The organism is Anaerostipes caccae L1-92 (assembly GCF_014467075.1).
GTDB classification, from domain to species: Bacteria; Bacillota; Clostridia; order Lachnospirales; family Lachnospiraceae; genus Anaerostipes; species Anaerostipes caccae.
In genome coordinates this window covers 3,101,503-3,119,292 of the sequence record NZ_AP023027.1, presented here as the reverse complement: position 1 = coordinate 3,119,292, position 17,790 = coordinate 3,101,503, and the positions used below count along the sequence as shown (strand labels likewise).

Here is a 17,790-nt window from a genome sequence, read left to right as displayed (position 1 = left end):
TAAAGGGAGGGAAACATTTCATGAACAGTGTGGACTTATCCGAAGTGCTGCTCGATGAGATGGTGATCCTTGATCGGGAACCGTTTAAGGACAAAGATGACATGTTCAATGTAATGACCAGGCAGTTTGAAACGGCAGGGCTCGTTTCAGACGCCGGGGCATTCAAAAAGGCTTTGGAATTTCGGGAGACTTTGGGGCCGACTTACATGGGCAATATGATTGCCATCCCTCACGGGAAATGTAAAGAGGTCCTGACACCCGGAATCGGGTTCTGCAGATGCAGAGAGCCGTTCATTTATGAGTCTGGCGGGGAGTCAGGCGAAGTAAAGTACATCTTTGTTCTGGCGATTTCTGAAAATCAAGAGAATGATTACCATTTAAGAGTGCTGGCAACTTTGGCAGGATTTCTGGCTCACGACGAGTTTTTGGCATTATTAGAAAAGGCTGAAAGTTATGATGACTTGATCAAAGGGATCAAAGAACTCTAGAGAAGGAGGGATGTATCATGAAAGTTGTAGCAGTGACATCGTGCGCGACAGGGATTGCGCACACCTACATGGCGGCAGAGGCGATTCAAAAGATCTGTAAACAGAAAGGATACAAGTGTAAGGTTGAGAAACAAGGTGCACTTGGAATCGAAGACAAGTTGAGGGACCGTGACATCAAAGAAGCTGACCTGATCGTATTTGCCAATGATGTAGGAATTACAAAGGCAGAACGTTTTACACCATACCAAGACAAGATTTTTCAGACAAAACCACATGCAGTGATCAAAGACCCGAGTATTATTTTTAGTGAAGTAGAAGAGTAGTAGAAGAGAGAATTAAAATATGAAGGGATGGATGAAAAATGAGAGACGTAGTAGATGATATTAAAGAAGCGTTTTTAACCGGTGTTTCCTATATGCTGCCGTTTGTAGTGGCAGGAGGTATTTTAGTAGCTTTAGGGTTCCTGCTGGGAGGATACGATATCCCCAATACAGTAGAACCGGGAAGGAATTTTGCATCAACCATTTTCTGGATTGGTAAGATTGGTCTGGGAACTTTCATGGTGCCGATCTTAGGTGCGTATGTAGCATTCTCAATCGCCGACAAACCGGGAATCTGTGTCGGAATGTTCGGTGGCTGGCTGGCAACTGACCCTTGGGGAATGGGTTATTCCTCAGGATTTATCGGAGCGCTGATTGCAGGTATTATCGCGGGCTATCTTGTAAATGCGTTAAAGAAGATTCCGCTTCCTAATGCAGTGAGATCCCTGCTTCCAACCTTAATTATTCCGGTTATCGGATGTGCGGGCATTTGTTTATTGATGCACTATGTGATTGGAGGACCTTTAGGAGCATTAACAGGAGCGTTGACAACAATGTTAAACAACCTGGGAACAGGAAACCTGGTGCTCTTAGGAATTGTTCAGGGATGTATGCTGGCATTTGACATGGGAGGCCCATGTAACAAAGTTGCTTACGCATTTGCACTGGCATGTATGGAAACAGGAAACTATGCACCGATGGCAGCAAACTTTGTAGCCTGCTGTGCACCACCACTTGCAATGGCATTTGCTATGTTGATTGCACCTAAGAAATTCACTAAGGAAGACAGAACAGGAATCGCAGGATGTTTTGCAGGAGCATTATGCATGATCACAGAGTTTGCGATCCCATATGCTGCAAAGAACTTAAAATACATTCCGTGCTTTATGGTTGGATCCGCAGTCGGATCTGTGATGTCTTACTTATGGGGAATTACAATCCGTGCACCTCACGGCGGAGTCTTCGTAGTATTTGCAATGAACAAAGTGCTTCCATTCTTTATCTGCTTAATTGTGGCAGGAGCTGTTTCAGCTGCACTGATCGTACTTGTTTCTAAAACGAAAACGGAAGAAGAATTAGCAGCAGAGTAAATAAAATTAAAACAAAACAGGAGAAATAAAATGGCAAAGTTATTTGATATTATGGGAAAATTCCCTTTTGCACCAGACGACAAGAAACCGATGTTAATCCGCAAGCAGGATTACTCTACAGCACTGTATCCGCCGGATAATGCATTTACATCCGACAATACATTTACAATGATCACAACGGATACCTTCATGCTTGGTATTTATGAGTTGGGACCGGGCGGAGTATTTGCACCACTTGACATTCATCCTGGAGATGAGTCTTACTACATCTTAAACGGACCGGTTGTTCAGAGAAGCGGAAACGGACAGTTTGCTTACTTAGAGACAGGAGAGGGACTGTTTATGCCGGAAGGTGCTTGGCACTGCTGCCATAACTTCTCAGACCAGAAGGCAAGAATCCTTTACTTCATCACTCCAAAAGCATGGAGCGAGTCCATTCCTCCGGCAGTTATCCCGACAGAGGAAGAGACAAAGTTCTACAAAGGACCGAACAATGATAACCTTCCGGATATGAGAGACAAGATCCAGGATATCTCCCGTCAGGGATGCACCGATGATATCGGATGCTGGCCGGTAGATCCGACAGAAGCAAGAAAAACCGGAGCTGTTTACGCAGTGCGTGATTTTGAGAAATTAAACAACGTACACGGAACAACTCATCCGATGCTTATGAGATTTATCACAAGCAACGATTACGGACACTTCGGCGAGATGATCCTTCCGGCAGGAGGATACGGACCGAGATGTTCAGATCCTGACACACATGCAGGAGACGGAGCACTCTACTGTGTTGACGGACCGGTAACCGTAAACCTGGTTGACGCTCAGGAAAGCTTCGTTATGGAACCGGAAGATACGTTCTTCCTTCCTGCAGGAACGAAATATCAGTTAGTGAACTTTGAAGCAAAACCAGTAAAAGTTGTATTTGCAGTAACTGAATTATAATCCCATCCATGAAATCACGATAAGATATACATAAATCATCCAGGCATAGAACCGCCGCAGTGATTGGTGTATAATTAAGAAGAACACATGGTGATTTGCCTAGAAAGATTCTTTGCGGCATGCCGTGAAGAATCTTTTTGGCAGGAAAGGGGATAAACGATGGGACAATACAAAGGCATAATTTTTGACTTGGACGGGACGCTTCTTGATACGATCGGAGATCTTACAGACTCCGTCAATGAGGTGATGGAGAAGTTTGGATTTCCTCTCCACGGGCCGGAAGACTACAAGAAAAAAGTAGGAAATGGGTTTAAAAAGCTTGTGGAGAGAAGCCTTCCTGAGGATGCCAGGGATGAGAAGACCATTGATGACGCGGTGTCTGCCTTTGTAGAAGCCTATGACCGGAGGTATCTGGATAAGACTGCTCCCTATGAAGGGATTTTGGAACTGCTGGCGAAGCTTTGTGAGAAAGGGATCGCCCTCGGAGTCAATTCCAACAAGAGATCGGACTATACCAGTGCACTGATCAAAAAGTATTTCGCGCATATTCCGTTTGTGGATGTGTACGGAGAAAGAGAGGGAATACCCAAGAAGCCTGATCCGGCAGGGGCGCTGAAGCTTTTGGAGCTTATGGGTCTTGAAAAGGAAGAGGTGCTTTATATCGGGGATTCCAATACGGATATGCTGACAGGAAAAAACGCAGGCCTCGATACGGTCGGCGTTTCCTGGGGATTCAGGGGAAGAGAAGAACTGGAAGCATATGGGGGAACTTTTGTGGTAGACAGGCCGGAGGAAATACTCGGTCTGCTGGAAAGGAGCGAGCAATGAAAATTTCTTTAGGATGTGACGAGGCAGCATTTGACTTGAAAGAGGCGATTAAAAAGCATCTGGAAGATGCGGGACATGAAGTGGTAGACAACGGCGTGGGACCGGGGGAAGTGGAACTTTACCCGGATGTGGCAGTGCGTACCTGTGAAAAAGTAACAAGCAACGAATGCGACAGGGGAATTCTTGTATGCGGAACAGGAATCGGTATGGCGATGACAGCCAACAAGGTGCCGGGCATCCGTGCGGCAGTCTGCCACGATCCATTCTCAACAGAGCGCTCTATCCTGAGCAACGACGGAAATGTGATGTGTATGGGAGCAAGAGTCATCGCACCACAGCTGGCATTATATTTACTGGATATCTGGATGGGACTTACCTTCAAAGACGGACCGTCTACCGAGAAAGTAGAACGGATTACATATTACGAAAAACAGTTCAGCAAATAAAGCCAAGTACATAAACAAGGAGGGTTTTCTATGAATTTTAAATTTGGAGTGGATACGTTTATCTGGGCAGAAGCATATGGAGAAGAACATCTCTGGATCATCCCTAAGGCGAAAGAACTGGGATTTGAAGTCATTGACTTTGCGATCTCCAACCCATTCACATTTCCTGTAGAAAAAGTGAAGGCAGAGTTAGAGAGAGTAGGCATCGACTGTGTCTGCACTACCACGCTGACACCTGAAACCAATCCGATCTCTCCGGATGCTGAGATTCGTGCAGAAGGTGTAAAAGCCATGAAAAAATGTGTGGATATCTGCAACGAACTGGGTGCACCGATTTTAGGCGGTGTAAATTATGCAGGCTGGGGATATCTGACGAAGAAGCCAAGGACCGAGGAAGAGTGGAACTGGGGCGTAGAGTGCATGAGGGAAGTTGCCGAGTACGCAAAGGAAACCGGAGATGTTACCATCTGTGTGGAATGTGTCAACCGTTTTGAAACACATTTCCTGAATATTGCAGAAGATGCAGTTGCATTCTGTAAGGATGTTGGAACAGGAAATGTCAAGGTTCATCTCGACTGCTTCCACATGATCAGGGAAGAAAAGAGCTTTGCAGGGGCAGTAAAGACCTGCGGCAAAGAATATCTCGGATACATTCATGTCAATGAAAATGACAGAGGTATTCCTGGAACAGGGCTTGTGCCGTTTAAAGAATTTTTCAATGCATTAGTAGAGATCGGGTATGACGGACCTTTGGTGATCGAATCTTTTGATCCGAGCTTTGAAGAACTGTCCGGCAACTGTGCGATCTGGAGAAAATTTGCCGATACCGGAGAAGAACTTGCGATTGAAGGGCTGAAAAATCTGAAAGCCATCGCTGCTGAGATATAGGAGGGAGAACAGATGAATCGAATTGTAAACAATCCTGATTATGCTGTTGAGGATATGCTGAAAGGATTTGTAAAGACACATAAAGACATTGTGGCACCTACGGAAGATCCTCGTGTCCTGAAATATAAGGATGCACCTGTGGAAGGAAAGGTAGGAATCGTCACCGGGGGAGGCTCCGGGCATAAACCTGCATTCATCGGTTATATCGGTAAGAATATGTGTGATGCAGTAGCCGTGGGAGAAATTTTTTCATCACCGACAGCAAAGGCTTTCTTAGATGCCATGAAAGAGGCTGATTCCGGAAAAGGTGTTGCGTGCCTTTACGGAAACTATGCAGGCGATAACATGAACGTCAAGATGGCTATGAGAAAAGCAAAGAAGCTTGGAATTGAAGTAAAGACTGTTGTGGCAAATGATGACTGTGCGTCTGCACCGAAAGATGAACTGGAAAAACGCCGCGGTGTTGCGGGCGAAGTGCTCATGTGGAAAGTCGGGGGAGCGAAGGCTTCTATGGGTGCTGATCTGGACGGAATCATCGCAGCGGCACAGAAAGCGATCAACAACACGAGATCCGTAGGAATCGGAACTGCACCGTGTACCATCCCTGCTGTGGGGCATCCGAACTTTGAGATCAAGGACGGAACGATGGAAGTTGGAATCGGACACCACGGGGAGCCGGGAATCAATGTACAGCCATTAAAGACTGCAAGTGAGATCGCAGACGAGATGCTGGATATTATCCTTCCGGACCTGCCGTTTGCAGAGGGAGACGAAGTGGTAGTGCTTCTGTCAGGCCTGGGGGCAACTCCGGTGATGGAACAGTACATCGTCTATGACCGTGTGGAAGAAGTTCTCGCAGAAAAAGGAATCAGTGTTCACAAGGCATATGTGGGTAATTACTTTACTTCCCTTGAGATGATGGGTGTGACACTTACTGTGATGAAGCTTGACGATGAACTGAAAGAATGCATCGACATGCCCTGCGACTCTGTCGGTTTAAAACAGCTGTAAGTCCGGCGTTTTCCATAAATTTGGAGCATCACTGGACCCAAAACAAATTGAAAAGTGTGATCCTTATGTTACAATAAATAACAGAAGGAAGCAGTCTGAGTTTAAAGTGAGGAGAAGAATTATGTCAAGTTTTAAAAATGCAGAAGCAGGAATCATCGTAGATAAGCTGATCAAGACGATTCAGGAGCAGAGAGATTATCTGAGCGAGATTGACGGAAAGATCGGCGATGGTGACCACGGCATTAACATGAATAAAGGTTTTACCATGTGTGAGGAAAAGCTCAAGGGACAGACCTATAATATGAGTGAAGGACTCTGTACTCTCGGTGAGACTTTACTGGAGGATATCGGCGGTTCTATGGGACCTCTTTATGGTCTGTTGTTTGATGAACTCTCTGCGGCAAGCGAAGATAAAGATGAAATCGATGCTGAAGTATTCGGAGAGATGATCAGCGGAGCCGTGGAGGGAATCCAGGAAATCAGTCCGGCAAAGGTCGGCGACAAGACTCTGCTGGATACTCTGATTCCGGCAAAGGATGCTTTTATGGAAGCGAAAGATGCAGGCAAAGACTTTGCTGAGTGTCTGGATGCTATGAACGAAGCGGCAAAAAAGGGATGGGAATCTACGAAAGATCTGGTAGCTAAGATCGGACGTGCAAGCCGCCTTGGAGAACGTTCCAGAGGGGTTCTGGATGCGGGAGCTACAAGCTGTTACTTTATTGTGACCACGCTTGGAACAGCTGCAAAAGAGCTGTTGGGTTAATCAGAATTTAAGAAGAATGTGAACTGTTATAGAAAATGCACTGGATTTTGCCAGTGCATTTTTTGTGCAGAGAGATAGTTTATAATGTATAATATAGTTGGGTTAAAATAAATAAGATTAGAAGCATTTACGGAGACGATTTTAAAAGAGGAAGCGAAGGGAAAAGTGTTTATAAACTCATCACTGCTTGTATTACCAGCCAAAGACGGAAGAAAGGAGATTTCTATGAGACAAAAAATTACTGTTTTTTTCTTGATTGCTGTGTTGCTGCTTGCTAATACAGGGTGTCAGAAAAAGGAAACAGCGAAGTCAGAGACTACCACAGAAATCAGTATAAGAGATCAAATTCCAAAGATTTCAAAGAAGGAATTGCCAGCTATGAAAAAGAAAGCAGCAGAAGAGCTGAAACATAAGTGGAGAGATAGTGTCTATGATTTAGACAGAATAGTGTTTGAACCTGAATATTATAAAAAAATAGGGTATGATTCATGGGAAGAATTTATAAAAAAAAATACGGCAGATGGAGATGTAGAAAAATATTCTTTAGATAATATTGTGATCTTAGAAGGATATGAGAAGGGATCCACCGTGGCAGATTTCGCTGTATTCGCTAAGGAAAAAGGGAAATGGAAGTTTTTATATATTTTTAAATAAGGTAAAAACCGATAAAGCCTATTTGACTTATGATTTTTCTCGTGATATGGTAATTAAATGATAGTAATTATCAAAAAAGGAGGAGCCTATGAGTTTAACAGACGGAGTTATCCTGATTTTAGCGGCGGGAATCGTTCTTTTTGTGCTGTGGAGATTTATTTCACGTATCCGCAGGGGAGAAACGGGGTGCGGCTGCGGATGTGACGGCTGCTCTAAATCCTGTGCATCCAGACAAAAAGAAGACTCAAAGTAAGTGAGTAAAAGGCTGTGAGTATTATCACAGCCTTTTGTAATTTATATCTTGACATGTAAAAATATGTATGATATATTATCAACATAGAAAGCACCATACGGTTTCTCTTTTCTGAACCTCATTCAGCAGGATCTATTTCATCTTTCCTTTGGCATTCGCCAATCATACCCCGGTGATAGACCTTTAGAACCAATAGTCAGTTAAGAAAACAACGATTCCTTATTTATTTTTCATCAAGAGGAGAGGAATACTGTACCTGGTGCTTTCTTTTTGTGGTATAATATCAATGTCTGAGTAAAAATATATTTTAAATTTTTACTTGTTTTCAGCAATGAGGAAGTGGGCTTGTCCACTTTGTTTAAATATGATATTATAACATTTTGTAATTATTAGAACTTAGGAGGAAAAATCATGCCAGTAAAATACGTGTTTGTCACCGGCGGTGTTGTTTCAGGTCTTGGAAAAGGAATCACGGCAGCATCTCTGGGACGATTACTGAAAGCGAGGGGTTATCACGTAACCAGCCAGAAGTTTGATCCATACATCAATATTGACCCGGGAACTATGAATCCAATCCAGCACGGAGAAGTTTTTGTGACAGATGACGGAGCGGAGACAGATCTTGATCTGGGACATTATGAGAGATTCATCGACGAAGGGCTGAACAAAAAATCAAACGTGACGACAGGAAAGGTTTACTGGAATATTTTACAGAAGGAACGGCGCGGTGACTACGGCGGGAATACCGTACAGGTGATCCCGCATGTGACCAACGAGATCAAGAGCCGTTTTTATAGAAATGAAGAGGCGACGGAGCAGGAGGTAGCCATCATAGAGATCGGCGGTACGGTGGGAGACATTGAGAGTCAGCCGTTTTTAGAGGCACTGAGGCAGTTTCAGCATGAAGTGGGACATGAGAACTGTATTTTGATCCATGTGACCCTGATCCCTTATTTAAAGAGCTCAGGAGAACTGAAAACAAAGCCGACCCAGGCCAGCGTCAAAGATCTTCAGGGCATGGGAATTCAGCCGGATATTCTTGTTTGCAGATCAGATTATCCTCTGGATGACGGCATTAAGAGAAAGATTGCACAGTTCTGCAACGTGGAAAAAGAACGTGTCATCCAAAATCTCGATGCAGAAGTTTTATACGAAGTACCTCTGATGATGGAAAATGAACATCTGGCACATGAGGCCTGTGCCTGCCTTCATCTTCCGTGTCCGGAACCGGATCTTTCAGAGTGGCGCAAGATGATCGACAACTGGAAACATCCAAAGCATAAAATAGAAGTGGCTCTCGTCGGAAAGTATGTATCACTCCACGATGCCTATATCAGCGTGGTAGAATCTCTGGAACATGCGGGTGTTGCCAATTCGGCAGATGTCACCATCCGGTGGGTGGATTCCGAGCGTGTCAGCTCTTACAATGTGGACGAGATGCTGGGCGGTGTCCAGGGTATCATTGTTCCGGGAGGATTTGGAGACAGAGGTATTGAGGGCATGATCTGCTCCATTCAGTACGCAAGGGAACACAAAATTCCTTATCTGGGACTGTGCCTTGGCATGCAGCTTACCATCGTGGAGTTTGCGAGAAACGTCCTTGGCTACGCAGATGCCCACAGTAAAGAGTTTAATGAAAATACGGAACATCCGATGATTCATATCATGGCAGATCAGGATGGAGTGACCAACATCGGGGGTACACTGAGACTCGGATCTTATCCTTGTGTACTGGCAGACGGTTCCAAAGCCGAAGAACTTTACGGAACAAAAGAGATTTCAGAGCGCCACCGCCACCGATACGAGGTAAATAACAAGTACAGGGATGTACTTCAGGAAAACGGTATGATGCTTTCAGGGTGCTCACCGGACGGGCGTATTGTAGAGATGATCGAGATTCCGTCTCATCCGTTCTTTTTGGCAACACAGGCACATCCGGAGTTTAAATCAAGACCAAACAAGGCACATCCTCTGTTCAGAGGATTTATTGAGGCGTCACTGAAAAACGGAGGAATGATCTGAGAAAGGGGTGCGGCAGTATGAAGCATGAAATCATCGGACAGACAGTACCAGCAGTAGAAGTGGAACTTGACAAGGGGGAAGCAATGTTCACCCAGTCAGGAGCTATGGCATGGATGGACCCCTCGATCAAAGGGGAGTCTAAGATGGAGGGTGGATTTTTAAAAGGGATCGGAAGGAAGTTTGCCGGAGAGTCACTCTTCATGGTAACTTACTCTTCTGAAAAAGATGGAGCAAAGATTGCTTTTGCATCAACTGTTCCCGGGACGATCCTTCCGCTTCAGTTTCAGGGAACCGGAGGAATGATCTGTCAGAAAAAGGCTTTTCTGTGCGCTCAGAGGAGCGTTTCTCTGGAGACTATTTTTACCAAAAAGCTGTCAGCAGGAGCCTTAGGAGGAGAGGGCTTCATACTGCAGAGACTTTCCGGAGACGGCATGGCATTTCTGGAAGTCGACGGAGATGCGGTGACGAAGGAACTGGCTCCGGGAGAGACCATACTCGTTGATACCGGAAATGTAGTAGCTTTTGAAGACGGTATCAGTTATGAGATTGAGCGGATCAAAGGCGTTAAAAATATCTTTTTCGGGGGCGAGGGATTATTTCTCACAAAGCTCACCGGTCCTGGAAAGATTATATTACAGACACAGAATTTCAATGATTTTGCAGGAAGGATCGCATCGCTGATACCTTCCGGCAGCTGATCAGAGCATACAGAAGACAAAAACTGCCCGGTTAATTTACAGGGCAGTTTTTTTGTGGTTTAAAGGAGCAGCAGTGTGGAAATGGAAAAGTTTTATAATATATTAAAATTGTATTGCTAAATGAAAATAAAAGTGTTATGATATTTTCATAATAAAAAGAAATGAAAACACATGAAAATCTCAAGGAGGGCATTATGCAGGTTAAGGGTGTAAGATTGTACGGAGTAGATGACATCAGATTAGAAGAATTTGAACTGCCGGAGATCAAAGATGACGAGATCTTGGTAAAAGTTGTAAGTGACAGTATCTGTATGTCAACATGGAAGACAGTAAAACAGGGAGCCGGACACAAAAGGGTGCCGAATGACGTAGCAGATCATCCGGTTTTGGTAGGACATGAATTTGCCGGTGATATTGTGAAAGTTGGTAAGAAGTGGCAGGATCAGTTTAAGCCGGGGCAGAAATTTGCTCAGCAGCCGGCGATCCCGGGACAGATGGAGTCTCCCGGATATTCTTATCAGTACTGCGGCGGTGCTGCAACCTACTGTATTTTCCCAAATGATATCATTGAAAAGGGATGTGTATGGACATTTGAAGGAGACAGCTACTTTGATGCTTCCGTGGCAGAGCCGATGTGCTGCGTCATCAGCGGTTACCATACAAATTACCACACGGTTCCGGGAAGCTATGAGCACGTGATGGGTACAAAAGAAGGCGGAAATATCCTGATCCTTGGCGGATGCGGACCTATGGGGCTGGGCGCCGTAAGCTATGCGTTGGCTTTTGAAAATAAACCGAAACGTGTTGTAGTTACAGACATCAGCGATGACCGTGTAGAACGGGCAAAACAGGTGATCTCTATTGAAGACGCAAAGGCAGCAGGCGTAGAACTTCACTATGTGAATACTGCGGCTATGGAAGATCAGGAAAAAGAATTGATGGATATTACAGAAGGGCATGGATATGATGACGTATTCGTATATGTTCCGATCACTGGCGTTGCAGAACTTGGAAATAAGCTGCTCGCTTACGACGGATGCATGAACCTGTTTGCAGGACCGACAGATTCAAAGTTCTCAGCGAACATGAATCTGTATGACTGCCATTACTCCAGAACCAAAATTTTGGGAAGCACCGGGGGAACCATTGAAGATATGAAAGAGGCGATCAACAAGGCGGCATCCAAGGAAATTAAGCCGGCGGTTATGATCACACATATCGGAGGTATCGACGCTGTTGCTGAGACAACCAAGAATCTTCCGGACATCCCGGGAGGAAAGAAACTTACTTATATGCAGTTTGACATGCCGCTCACAGCGATTGATGATTTCAGAAAACTTGGAGAAACAGATCCTCTTTATGCTAAGCTTGCCGATGCATGTGACAAACACAACGGCCTGTGGAATGCAGAAGCAGAGAAGATCTTATTCGATCATTTCGGGGCATAAGAAAAGATATGAGGGGTGCCAATGTTTGCAGAGGAAAGAAGAGAACAGATTCTATTATATTTGAAAAAGCATAAGCGGGCTGAGGTGAAAGAGCTCATCGAAGAGTTTCAGGTTACCGGGGCGACCCTGCGGGCTGACCTGCGGGCGATGGAAGAAGAGGGGTCCATCGTCCGTACCCACGGCGGTGCATTGCTGAAAGAAGATGTTTTACAGAAAGAAGACTTCTTATCACTCAGAAGAGGGCACGAAGAAGAAAAGAAAGCCATTGCCAGAATCGCCAGAGCTTATGTGAAAGAGGGAGACGCGGTTATCTTGGACAGCGGAAGCACTACGCTGGAGCTTGCGCTGCTGTTAAAAGATGCGAAAAACATCAAAGTTATCACCAACGATCTTCAGATTGCGTTGGAACTGCAGGAAAATCCGTGGATTGAACTCTATATTGTCGGGGGAAAAGTGAGAAATAATTTTCGACTGACTCAGGGAGCCATCGGTACTGACTTTCTTAAGAGTATAGCAGTGAATAAAGTATTTTTGTCTCCGAATGCTCTGTCTGTCTTTGAGGGGGCGACTACGAGCAATGAAGAGATGAAAGAGCTCAAGCGGGCTATGATGAAAGCGGCAGGAGAAATCTATATGCTCTGCGACAGCTCAAAGATTGGGCAGAGAGCTTTTTGTAAGTTTGCCAGGCTGAGCGAATTTAAATTAATGCTCACGGATTCCGGAATTTCCAAATTAGATAAAACAGCGATCGAAGAACAGGGACTTGAAGTAAAGATCTGCAAATGAGGGGGAACATTTGCACGGAAATGAAGGAGATGGATATATGAAAAACGCAGTACAAAAATTTGGGAAATTTTTGAGTGCAATGGTTATGCCGAACATCGGTGCATTCATTGCATGGGGACTGATTACAGCACTGTTTATTGAAAAGGGCTGGTTCCCGAACGCAAAACTTGCAACAATGGTCGATCCGATGCTGAAGTACATCCTTCCGGTTCTGATCGGTTATCAAGGCGGTAAGCTTGTGGCCGGAGAACGGGGCGGAGTCATCGCAGTTATCGCTATTTTGGGTGTTATCTGCGGAAGCAACGAAGTTATGTTCATGGGAGCCATGGCTATGGGTCCGTTTGCGGGATGGGTCATTAAAAAGTTTGACAAGGCAGTGGACGGACATATCCCGGCAGGGTTTGAAATGCTGGTCAACAACTTTTCCGTCGGTATCATCGGAATGATATTAGCAATCATCGGATATTACCTGATCGGGCCTGTTATGACAGCGATCCTTACAGTGCTTACAGCCGGTGTTGATTTCCTGATCGGGCACAGCCTGCTGCCACTGGTATCCGTATTTGTGGAACCGGCAAAAGTATTGTTCTTAAACAATGCGATTAATCATGGTATTTTCACTCCGATCGGAGGAGAGCAGGTACAGGCCGCCGGAAAATCCATTATGTATATGATCGAGGCAAACCCTGGAGCAGGACTCGGAGTGCTGTCCGCATACTGGGCATTCTCTAAAGACAAAAGGACAAAGGATTCCGCACCGGGTGCGATCATCATCCACTTTTTCGGAGGAATCCATGAGATATATTTCCCTTATGTACTGATGAATCCTGTTGTTATCATAGCATCTATTGCAGGTTCAGCATGTGCAGTATTTTATTACTCTTTATTTAACATCGGACTTACCGGACCGGCATCACCGGGATCCATCATTGCTTTCCTGACGATGGCACCTAAGGGATCAACGCTGGCCGTATTGCTTGGAGTCGTGATTGCTGCGGTTGTTTCTTTCCTCGTGGCTGCTCCGATCATCAAGATGTCGAATGGAAAGAGTTTGGAAGAAGCCTCAGACAGTGTTCAGAATATGAAGGCTGCCAGCAAAGGCATTGCAAAGAAAGCAGGAGAGATCAAAAAAATCGTCTTTGCCTGTGACGCAGGCATGGGCTCCAGCGCTATGGGGGCAACAAAGTTCAGAAACAGGATTAAGTCTCTCGGACTTGGCATTACAGTGATCAATTCCTCTGTAGATACGGTTCCTGCAGATACGGATGTAGTTGTATGCCAGGAAGTTTTGGCTGACCGTGCGGCAAAGAGTGCACCAAATGCACAGCTGGTAACAATTAAGAACTTTCTTCAGGATGAGGCGATCGACGATTTGTATGACAAACTGGCGCAGCTTCAGAAAGAAAGAGATTTACCGGCAAAAGATGCTGTACAGGAAGCAGAGAAGTCGCCATCGGAGGATGAGGCAAACCCGATGGTCATGGTAAAAGAGGGAATCAAACTCGGACAAAAGAGTGTTTCCAAAGAAGAAGCCATTGAGGCAGCAGGAAATTTACTCTATGAGCTCGACTATGTAGAAAAAGATTATATTGAGGCTATGCAGGAGAGAGAGCGGACAGTTAGCACCTACCTTGGAATGGGAGTTGCGATCCCTCACGGAACCGGAGATGCCAAAAATAAGGTTAAGAAAACAGGTATTGTTCTGGTACAGTATCCTGACGGTGTGGATTTTGGAGATGAAAAAGCACAGTTAGTATTCGGAATCGCCGGAATTGGAAATGAACATCTGGAACTGCTGGGTAAGATCACTCAGGTGATCGATAACCAGGATAACCTTGAAAAATTAAAGACTGCGGGCAATGTTCAGGATGTACTGGATATGCTGAAATAAAAAGCAGGAGCTTCTGAAAGACAGTTTATAACCCACAACTGTTTTATCAGAAGCTCCTTTTTATTTGACTGCGCTGACTTTTAATCTCCGAAATGGCTGAAAGCATGTGCCGTCCGGCTGTATGGCTCTTTTCAGTGTAGCGTCTATAACCTCGTTTCGGAATGCTTCTTTTAATTCTTCGGGTACATACTGCATAAAAGGGACAAGGCTGGGCTGGTCGATCCAGCCAATCATTTCTTCGGCATCAGTGAAAAACCGGTCTGCATTTTCTTCTGTGACCACGATGTTTTTAAACTCTGTGAGGTTCATTAATCCTTCATATTCAAATTTTGAAGGCATATACCAAGGCCATTGAAAAGATTGAAAATACTTTTTATATGGTTCCGTTTGAATCATGTTACGGATGATTTCAAAAAAATCCGAGCAGTTCCCTTCGCCGGCGAAATTCCATAGGATCTTTCCTCCAGGTTTTAGAGCGGAGTAGGATTGGTTTAAGAGACGAGAATGATCTTTCACCCAATGCAGTGCGGCGTTGGAATAAATGACATCAAATTGATTCATAAAGTTCATGTCTGCCATATCCATATTAAGAAACTGAAGATTCTTTTTTTTATGTTTTTTTGCAGTATTGATCATTCCGATTGAAGCATCGATTCCAATAACACTGCCTTCGGGCACCAGCATGGACAACTGTTCCGTCAGGACCCCGTCCCCGCAGCCCAGATCTAAAATAGATTCATTGCCGTTAAGATGAAGGTCCGAAAAAAGTTTTTGACCCCATTCTTTTTGATGTCTGGAAGCCTGTTCATATTTTTTGCCGTTAAATTCATAGATACCCATCTGTATTCATCTCCCTGCTTATTTAATCGTTTTTTTGAGTATACCATGATGGAGACTGGTACGCACAAATAAATTGCCTGTTGCCAAATGTGAGAACCCGTGGTATGATATTTGTGAAATGAAAAAAATACGAAATTTTTAAAAAATAATAAAAATTTTTAAAAAGCCAGGAGGGAATTATGAAGGCTAAAGGTGTGAGAATGTATGGGGCAAAGGATATTCGGCTGGAAGAGTTTGAACTGCCGGAGATCAAAGAAGACGAGGTGCTTTTGAAAGTCATGAGTGACAGCATCTGTATGTCTACATGGAAAGAAGTCAAGCTGGGAAGCGGACATATCCGCGTACCGGATGACATAGCAGAACGTCCGGTCATCATCGGCCATGAATTTTCCGGTGTGATCGAGCAGGTCGGAGAAAAGTGGGCAGACGAGTATAAAGTGGGAGAGAGATTTGTAGTACTTCCGGGGATTCCGGATCAGATGGGAGCACCGGGGTATTCCTATGAACACTTCGGAGGCGCAGTGACATACTGCATCGTTCCTAATGATGTGATTGAGAAGGGTTGTCTGCTCCACTATGACGGGGATGCTTTCTATGAAGTATCTGTGTCAGAGCCTATGTACTGTATCATCGGCGGATATATGGCGAACTATCATACGAAGCCGGAGACACACGAACATTTTATCGGCGCAAAAGCGGGAGGGAACATTGCTATCCTCGGAGGATGCGGACCGATGGGACTGGGCGCAATCAGTTATGCACTTGCCATGGAAAACAAACCGAAGACGGTTGTTGTCACGGAAATCAACGACGACCGAATCAACCGGGCCAGAGAAGTGATCTCTGAGGAAGATGCAAAAGCAAGAGGTGTGGAATTACATTATGTAAACACAGCAAAGATGGATGATGAGGTCAAAGAACTGATGGATCTCACCGGAGGAGAGGGATACCATGACGTATTTGTTTACGCTCCGGTAAAAGCGATTGCAGAGACAGGAAACAAGATCCTTGCATTCGACGGCTGCATGAACCTGTTCGCAGGCCCTTCTGACAGTGAATTTTCCGCAGACATGAACCTGTATGACTGCCATTACAGAAATACGAAGCTTCTGGGATCTTCAGGGGGCATTAAGGCAGACCTTCTGGAAGCGCTCGATTTGATCGCGAAGAAAGAGGTCAATCCGGCTGTTATGATCACTCATGTGGGAGGCATTGACGCAATCGTTGATACAACTCTTCATTTACCTGAGATACCGGGGGGAAAGAAACTTACCTATACACAGTTTGATATGCCTCTGACAGCGATTGAAGACTTCAGAAAACTGGGTGAGACCGATCCTCTGTTTGCGAAGCTTGCCGATGCATGCGACAAAAATCAGGGATTGTGGAACAAAGAAGCAGAAGAAATTTTACTGGATCATTTCGGAGTATAACTTATGTTTGCAAGAGAGCGGAAAGAAGAACTGCTGGCTTATATGAGGGTACATAAGAGGGCTGGCATCCATGAACTGTCGGAAGAATTCCATGTGACCGGCGCCACCATAAGGTCCGATTTAAGTGAATTGGAGAAAGAGGGACACCTGATTCGGACCCACGGGGGCGCACTGCTAAAGGAAGAAGAAGTCACAAAGGAGGCATTTCTTGCCTCCAGGTGGAACTTAAATCCCGATAAAAAGAGGATCATTGCACAGGGTGCCAAAGAGTTCGTCAGGGAAGGAGATATTATCCTGATCGACAGCGGTTCTACCATGCTGGAATTTGCAAAGGTTCTGACAGACTTTAATGACCTGAAGGTAGTGACCAATGATCTGAACATCGCTCTTGAACTGCAGAAAAAGCCTTCTATTCAGGTGATACTGATCGGAGGAACTGTGAGGAACCAGTTTGAATGTACCTTTGGTTCCCTGGGGATTGAATTTCTTGAGAGGATTTCCGTGGATAAACTGTTCTTGTCACCAAACGCTTTGTCAGTTTCCAAAGGGCTGACCACGCCCAATGAGGAGACAGCGGCGATGAAGCGTGCGATGATGAGGACCGCAACAGAAGCATATATGCTGTGCGACAGTACGAAGATTGGACGGAAGACCTTTTGCCGGTTTGCGAGGAACAGTGATTTTAAATATCTGATCACTGATGAGGGAATCCAGACTGCCGACAAAAAAGAACTTGAGAAGCAGGGAATCAAGGTCAGGGTGTGTAAGATGAAAGGTCAGGAATAACCTGGAAATTATCTTACCACCGGTTATAATTTAAAAAATTGTCAAGCAAAAAGGGAAGAAAATTTATTGAGAATTTTTCTTCCTTTTTTGCGTTGGATAGAACTGACAAACCGCGTATTTATGCGGTTTATAAGGTTATTAAAAGGAGGAAAATGTAAGAAAATCTTGTCAAAAAATCTTCTGCAAAATTTACCACTGG

The 17,790-nt window shown here is 44.8% G+C and carries 19 protein-coding genes; 18 read left to right on the top strand and 1 reads right to left on the bottom strand.

Annotation, left to right across the window (positions count from 1 at the left end; genetic code table 11):
* The first annotated feature begins 20 nt into the window (after positions 1 to 20).
* From ANCC_RS15205 to ANCC_RS15130, 16 genes are all read left to right on the top strand, one after another.
* A complete protein-coding gene (locus ANCC_RS15205; protein WP_006566386.1) occupies positions 21 to 488 on the top strand; it encodes a PTS sugar transporter subunit IIA in 468 nt (155 codons plus the stop codon).
* 17 nt (positions 489 to 505) lie between these two features.
* Entirely contained in the window at positions 506 to 811 is a 306-nt protein-coding gene (locus ANCC_RS15200; protein ID WP_006566385.1) for a PTS fructose transporter subunit IIB, read from the top strand.
* 38 nt (positions 812 to 849) lie between these two features.
* Positions 850 to 1,899, top strand: a complete 1,050-nt coding sequence (locus ANCC_RS15195; RefSeq protein ID WP_006566384.1) for a PTS fructose transporter subunit IIC — start codon at positions 850 to 852, stop codon at positions 1,897 to 1,899.
* Between the two features lie 30 nt (positions 1,900 to 1,929).
* Positions 1,930 to 2,844 (top strand): cupin domain-containing protein, encoded by a 915-nt coding sequence (locus tag ANCC_RS15190; protein ID WP_006566383.1) that lies wholly within the window; start codon positions 1,930 to 1,932, stop codon positions 2,842 to 2,844.
* A 159-nt stretch (positions 2,845 to 3,003) separates the two neighbouring features.
* Positions 3,004 to 3,672 (top strand): HAD family hydrolase, encoded by a 669-nt coding sequence (locus ANCC_RS15185; RefSeq protein WP_006566382.1) that lies wholly within the window; start codon positions 3,004 to 3,006, stop codon positions 3,670 to 3,672.
* A complete protein-coding gene (gene rpiB / locus ANCC_RS15180) occupies positions 3,669 to 4,118 on the top strand; it encodes a ribose 5-phosphate isomerase B (RefSeq protein WP_006566381.1) in 450 nt (149 codons plus the stop codon). The genes ANCC_RS15185 and rpiB overlap by 4 nt, the downstream gene beginning before the upstream one ends.
* A gap of 30 nt (positions 4,119 to 4,148) precedes the next feature.
* On the top strand, positions 4,149 to 5,006 hold the full coding sequence (locus ANCC_RS15175; protein ID WP_118476244.1) for a sugar phosphate isomerase/epimerase family protein: 858 nt from the start codon (positions 4,149 to 4,151) through the stop codon (positions 5,004 to 5,006).
* 12 nt (positions 5,007 to 5,018) lie between these two features.
* Positions 5,019 to 6,017, top strand: a complete 999-nt coding sequence (locus ANCC_RS15170; protein WP_182483068.1) for a dihydroxyacetone kinase subunit DhaK — start codon at positions 5,019 to 5,021, stop codon at positions 6,015 to 6,017.
* A 121-nt stretch (positions 6,018 to 6,138) separates the two neighbouring features.
* A complete protein-coding gene (dhaL, locus tag ANCC_RS15165; RefSeq protein ID WP_039946393.1) occupies positions 6,139 to 6,780 on the top strand; it encodes a dihydroxyacetone kinase subunit DhaL in 642 nt (213 codons plus the stop codon).
* A 225-nt stretch (positions 6,781 to 7,005) separates the two neighbouring features.
* Positions 7,006 to 7,434, top strand: coding sequence for a hypothetical protein (locus tag ANCC_RS15160; RefSeq protein WP_039946391.1), 429 nt, complete (start codon positions 7,006 to 7,008; stop codon positions 7,432 to 7,434).
* 88 nt (positions 7,435 to 7,522) lie between these two features.
* Positions 7,523 to 7,687 carry a FeoB-associated Cys-rich membrane protein gene (locus ANCC_RS15155; RefSeq protein WP_006566377.1) on the top strand — a complete coding sequence of 55 codons (165 nt, stop codon included), beginning with the start codon at positions 7,523 to 7,525 and terminating at the stop codon, positions 7,685 to 7,687.
* A 411-nt stretch (positions 7,688 to 8,098) separates the two neighbouring features.
* Positions 8,099 to 9,709, top strand: a complete 1,611-nt coding sequence (locus tag ANCC_RS15150; protein WP_006566375.1) for a CTP synthase — start codon at positions 8,099 to 8,101, stop codon at positions 9,707 to 9,709.
* Positions 9,710 to 9,726: 17 nt separating this feature from the next.
* On the top strand, positions 9,727 to 10,407 hold the full coding sequence (locus ANCC_RS15145) for a TIGR00266 family protein (RefSeq protein ID WP_006566374.1): 681 nt from the start codon (positions 9,727 to 9,729) through the stop codon (positions 10,405 to 10,407).
* Between the two features lie 194 nt (positions 10,408 to 10,601).
* Positions 10,602 to 11,855, top strand: coding sequence for a zinc-binding dehydrogenase (locus ANCC_RS15140; RefSeq protein ID WP_039946388.1), 1,254 nt, complete (start codon positions 10,602 to 10,604; stop codon positions 11,853 to 11,855).
* A gap of 21 nt (positions 11,856 to 11,876) precedes the next feature.
* Positions 11,877 to 12,641, top strand: a complete 765-nt coding sequence (locus ANCC_RS15135; RefSeq protein ID WP_006566372.1) for a DeoR/GlpR family DNA-binding transcription regulator — start codon at positions 11,877 to 11,879, stop codon at positions 12,639 to 12,641.
* Between the two features lie 37 nt (positions 12,642 to 12,678).
* Complete coding sequence (locus ANCC_RS15130; protein ID WP_006566371.1) at positions 12,679 to 14,532, top strand: PTS mannitol transporter subunit IICBA; 1,854 nt, start codon at positions 12,679 to 12,681, stop codon at positions 14,530 to 14,532.
* A 60-nt stretch (positions 14,533 to 14,592) separates the two neighbouring features.
* Here ANCC_RS15130 and ANCC_RS15125 read toward each other — a convergent pair whose 3' ends face one another.
* Positions 14,593 to 15,372: a class I SAM-dependent methyltransferase gene (locus ANCC_RS15125; RefSeq protein WP_006566370.1), complete on the bottom strand. Its 780-nt coding sequence runs from the start codon at positions 15,370 to 15,372 to the stop codon at positions 14,593 to 14,595.
* Between the two features lie 179 nt (positions 15,373 to 15,551).
* On the opposite strand from ANCC_RS15125, the gene ANCC_RS15120 reads away from it, so the two are divergent.
* Positions 15,552 to 16,805, top strand: a complete 1,254-nt coding sequence (locus ANCC_RS15120; RefSeq protein ID WP_006566369.1) for a zinc-binding dehydrogenase — start codon at positions 15,552 to 15,554, stop codon at positions 16,803 to 16,805.
* Positions 16,806 to 16,808: 3 nt separating this feature from the next.
* Positions 16,809 to 17,591, top strand: coding sequence for a DeoR/GlpR family DNA-binding transcription regulator (locus ANCC_RS15115; RefSeq protein ID WP_006566368.1), 783 nt, complete (start codon positions 16,809 to 16,811; stop codon positions 17,589 to 17,591).
* Positions 17,592 to 17,790: the final 199 nt, after the last annotated feature.